Here is a 4,372-nt window from a genome sequence, read left to right as displayed (position 1 = left end):
CTCTTGAGTTCAACTGTACTGTGCCGTACAGTTCAGTTATGTCGACCGACACCGCCCCCGCCGACGTCCGCGCCCGCCGCTGGACAGTCCTCGCGCTGCTCTGCGCGGCGCAGTTCATGCTGATCCTCGACGTCACCGTCGTGAACGTGGCCCTGCCCGCCGTCGCCGCCGACCTGGACCTCGGGCGCACCGCCCTGACCTGGGTCGTCACCGCCTACACCCTCTGCTTCGGCGGCCTGATGCTCCTCGGCGGACGGCTGGCGGACACCCTCGGCGCCCGCCGCGTCCTCCTCGCCGGACTCGCCCTCTTCACGGCGGCCTCGCTCGCCTGCGGACTCGCACCGAACGCCACCGTCCTCCTGACCGGCCGCGTGGCCCAGGGCATCGGCGCCGCGCTCCTCTCCCCGGCGGCGCTCGCCCTCGTCACCACCGCCTTCCACGGACCCGAACGGGCCAGGGCGCTCGGCGTCTGGGCGGCCGTCGGCGGCACCGGATCGGCCGTCGGCGTCCTGCTCGGCGGCGCCCTCACGTCCGGCCCGGGCTGGCCCTGGATCTTCTACGCGAACGTCCCGACGGGCCTGGCACTCCTGGCCGTGCTCCCCGGGCTGCTGCCGAAGGACCCGGCCCCGACGCCCACCCGCCACCTGGACGTCCCGGGCGCCCTCCTCGTCACCACCGCCACCGGCGCGCTCGTCTACGGGCTGGTCCGGGCGGGCGACTCCGGCTGGACGGCCCCGACCACCCTGCTGCCGCTCCTGGGCGCGACCTCCCTCTACGCGGGGTTCGCGGCGGTGGAACGAAGGACCCGCACGCCCCTCATGGACCTGCGGATGCTGACCCGGCGCCCGGTCGTGGCCGGCTCCCTCCTCATGCTGGTCGCGACCGCGCTCCTGATCTCGTTCTTCTTCCTGGGCTCGATGCGGCTCCAGCACGTCGACGGCCTGAACGCCTTCCGCACCGGCCTCCTCTTCCTCCCGGTCGCCCTCACCACGGCGATCGGCGCGCACCTCGGCTCCCGCCTGGTCACGACCGCCGGCCCGCGCGCCTGTGCCACCGGCGGCATGGCCCTGGCGGCCGCCGGCTGCCTGCCCCTGGCGTTCCTCACCCCGGCCGCCGGCCCGTGGACCACCCTCCTGCCGGCCCTGTCCACGGCGGCGCTCGGCCTGGGCGCGGTCTTCGTCGCGGCGACCACGACCGCCCTCGGCCTGATCCACCCGCACGAGGCCGGCCTCGCGTCGGGCATCGTCAACACCTTCCACGAGGTCGGCGGCACGATCGGCGTGGCCCTCGCCTCCACCCTCGCCCTCCGCACCACGCCCCCGACCCCGACCGGCTTCACCACCGCCTTCACGGCCTGCGCCCTGACGGCCACGGCGGCAGCCCTGACGGCCCCCCTCCTCATCCCCCGGGGCAGGCCCCACGCGACCGGCGGGGCCCACGGGATGCACTGAGCTCAGTCCTGCGTCGGGCCCGTCTCGTCGATCGGGCGGATGACCACCGGGTAGTCCGGGGAGCCGGGCGGGACCGGGCAGCGGGCCACCTGGGCGGCGATCTCGGTGACCCGGTCCAGGGAGGCGCAGTCGAGGACCCAGTAACCGGCGAGGACCTCCTTGGTCTCGGCGTACGGGCCGTCGGTGACGAGCGGCTTCCCGTCGGCGTCCACCGTGACGAAACGGGTCGTGGACGGGGCGGCGAGGCCCTGGGCGTCGACCATCTCGCCGCTCGCGGACACCTCCTCGTTGATCGCGTTCATGTGGTCGAACATCGCCTTGAGCTGCGCCTTGTCCCAGGCGGGACTCTGCGCGGAGCCACGGCCCGCCATCGCCTCGTAGTCGGCCTGCGACCCCTGCACCATCACCAGGTACTTCATGACGTCCTCCTCGCTCACAAGGCCGGTCTGCCTCTCGCAGCACAGTCGGAGCCGGGCCGCCGTTCTCGACACCGCGCGGACGGAAACCGGGAAAACGGAAGAAATCACCCGACCGCCCCATGATTCCGGTGTGAACGCATTCACCTTCTCCGCCGCCTTCATCGCCTTCTTCTCCGTCGTCGGACCCCCGAAGGTGCTCCTCGCCTTCGCCGGCCTCGCCCAGGTCCACGACGTCCGCCAGCTGCGGACCATCGCGCTCATCTCCTCCGGCGCGGCCGTCCTCGTCGGCCTCGTCACCGGCACCACGTCACCCTGGCTGCTCGACCTCTTCCACATCAGCACCCCCGCCCTCCAGCTGGCGGGCGGGGTCATCTTCTTCATCTACGCCGTCGGTCTCGTCCTCGGTCTCCACCTCGGCTCCGACGGCGCCCACCACGACGCCCCCGACCTGGTCAGCGGGGTGCGCGAGCTGCTCATGCCGTACGTCGTCAGCCCGCTCGCCATGACCGCCGTGCTCATCGAGGCGGCCGAGCGCGACTCCTTCAGCTGGCGCTCGACGGTGGTCGGCGCGTACGTGGCCGTCATCGCCCTCGACCTGGTCTGCGTCCTGCTCCTCGCCCGGATCCTGCGCCGCACCCACCACGCCACGATCGAGCTGCTCGGCCGCCTCCTGGGCCTGCTGCTCGCCGCCGTCGGCGTCGACCTGGTCCTCGACGGGCTCTTCGACCTGGGCGTCCGAAGCCTGGGCCTGCGTCACTGACCGGCGCTGAGCTCCCGCTCCAGCGGCGTCCGGAAACGGGGCGTCACCCGCACGTCCCCCACCCACTCCGCGAGCCGCGCCGCCTCCGCCCCGATCGCCCGCTCCGCGTCCGCGCCCACGTCGGCGAGGAGCCGGTGGGCGACGGTGCCGTCCGGGCGCTGCGCCCAGCCTCCGACGATCCGGCCGTTCCACCACACCGTCGGCCCGATGTTCCCGCTGCGGTCGTACAGCGCGGCCCGATGGGCCGGGTCCAGGTACCAGTCGCGGCCCTGCCAGCCCATCGCCGTCGGATCGAGCGCGGGCAGCAGCGCCGCCCACGGCTCCGGCTCCGGCACGGGCCCGAGGTCCTCAGGAAGGACGAAACCCGTCCCCCCGTCCACCGTCACCGGCAGCGCCCCCACCGCCACGAGCGCCTTGCGGACGTCCGTGACCCTCCACCCCGTCCACCACGTCAGGTCCGCCTCGGTCGCCGGCCCGCACGCCCCGAGCCAGTGCCGCAGCAGCTCCGCCCGCGCCTCCGCGGGATCCAGTACGGGGTGGGCCCCGGCGAGCGCCCACCGGAAGCGGCTCGACGTCCACGTCCCCTGCGGCCGGCCCCGTACGATCCGGCCCTCCATGCCCAGCACCCGCAGCACCCGGCTCGCCACGGACTGCGTCCCTTCCTGGCGGGTGCCCGGCCCGTACACGTACGTCGACCTCAACCTCGGTACGGCCGAACCGAGTTCGGTCCCGGTCGCCTCGCCCCGGGCGGCCAGCTCCGCGAGGACGAGCCGCTCGGTCTCCGCCAGCCAGGCCCCGTCGAAGGCGCTGCCGGCCGCCAGGTGCTTGAGGAGCGTGGTGCGTTCACGGACGGCCGCCGGCCGGGTCGTCGAGGCCTGGACGGCGGCGGCGAGGGAGGCCGGGAAGACGAAGACCGTGTGCCGCATGCCGTGCATCCGGACCAGCACCCCGTCCTCGTACAGCGCCCGCTCCACCGCCCCCACCGGATCGACGCCCCCGGCCAGCCGGGCCGCCACCGCGAGGAACACGCTCGCCGGATCCGTCCCGTGCAGCGCCACCAGCGCGTCCCCGACCTCCGCCGCCGATCCCGCCCGCGCGCTCCCCGCCAGCCGGTGCCGCACCCCGAGCCGGGCCCGCCGCTCCGCCGCGCCGATGAACCTGGTGTCTCCCATGGGCCCATCATGGATTCAGGCGGCGGCCGAGCGGGGCGACTCCGTCACCGTCTTCACGGATTCGTCCTCCTTCTCGAAGGACAGGACGTGACCGGCGTCGACCTCCGCGTACGCGCCGCCGGCGATCGCCGCGTGCGGATCCCGGCCGTTTCCCATCGGCACGGTGGCGTCCCGCGTGCCTCCGGCGACCGGCGTCTCCGCCGCGGTCCGGGGCGGCAGCGCGCGGATGCCGACCCTCAGGTCGCGCGCCACGTGCCGTGGGACGCCCGGCGTGGGCGGCCTGTTCGGGACGGGCCCCTCGACGCCCTCGGTGTGCGCCCACCCCGCCACGGTCACCAGCCGGTGGAGCAGGCCGGGGCGGAGGGCGGCGACGGCCGCGGACTCTACGGGCTCCACGGCCCCCACAGCCCCCACGGCCAAGCCGAGCAGGCCGACCGGACCGGCGCCCGCGCCTGCGTCCTCGTCCGCGTCCTCGATCACCGCGACGACCTGCGCGCGACCGTCGGCCGCCGCTCCGCCGCTCCGCCGCTCCGCCGCTCCGCCGCTCCGCCGCTCCGCCGCTCCGCCGCT

General features: G+C 74.9%; 4 protein-coding genes and 1 pseudogene. 2 read left to right on the top strand and 3 right to left on the bottom strand.

Annotated features, from left to right (window positions below; genetic code table 11):
- Positions 1-38: 38 nt before the first annotated feature.
- Entirely contained in the window at positions 39-1,451 is a 1,413-nt protein-coding gene (locus K7G60_RS38330) for a DHA2 family efflux MFS transporter permease subunit (protein ID WP_225805589.1), read from the top strand.
- Between the two features lie 2 nt (positions 1,452-1,453).
- Here the strand turns inward: K7G60_RS38330 and K7G60_RS38325 are convergent, their stop codons facing one another.
- A complete protein-coding gene (locus K7G60_RS38325; protein WP_225805588.1) occupies positions 1,454-1,870 on the bottom strand; it encodes a YciI family protein in 417 nt (138 codons plus the stop codon).
- A gap of 130 nt (positions 1,871-2,000) precedes the next feature.
- Here K7G60_RS38325 and K7G60_RS38320 point away from each other — a divergent pair, with 130 nt between their 5' ends.
- Positions 2,001-2,630, top strand: coding sequence for a MarC family protein (locus K7G60_RS38320; protein ID WP_225805587.1), 630 nt, complete (start codon positions 2,001-2,003; stop codon positions 2,628-2,630).
- Here the strand turns inward: K7G60_RS38320 and K7G60_RS38315 are convergent.
- Positions 2,624-3,802, bottom strand: a complete 1,179-nt coding sequence (locus K7G60_RS38315) for a winged helix DNA-binding domain-containing protein (protein WP_225805586.1) — start codon at positions 3,800-3,802, stop codon at positions 2,624-2,626. The two genes, K7G60_RS38320 and K7G60_RS38315, sit on opposite strands and share 7 nt — an antisense overlap.
- Positions 3,803-3,817: 15 nt before the next feature.
- Positions 3,818-4,372, bottom strand: a pseudogene (locus K7G60_RS38310) (hypothetical protein); the annotation flags it as partial.

Source organism: Streptomyces sp. NK15101 (assembly GCF_020400725.1).
Classification (GTDB): Bacteria; Actinomycetota; Actinomycetes; order Streptomycetales; family Streptomycetaceae; genus Streptomyces.
Note: the sequence above shows the minus strand (reverse complement) of the source record. Positions and strands in the feature narration are given on the sequence as shown.

Bases quoted from the DNA above. Each gene is read 5' to 3' on its own strand.
- K7G60_RS38330 (WP_225805589.1), top strand. From the start codon at position 39: ATGTCGACCGACACCGCCCCCGCCGACGTCCGCGCCCGCCGCTGGACA.
- K7G60_RS38325 (WP_225805588.1), bottom strand. From the start codon at position 1,870: ATGAAGTACCTGGTGATGGTGCAGGGGTCGCAGGCCGACTACGAGGCG.
- K7G60_RS38315 (WP_225805586.1), bottom strand. From the start codon at position 3,802: ATGGGAGACACCAGGTTCATCGGCGCGGCGGAGCGGCGGGCCCGGCTC.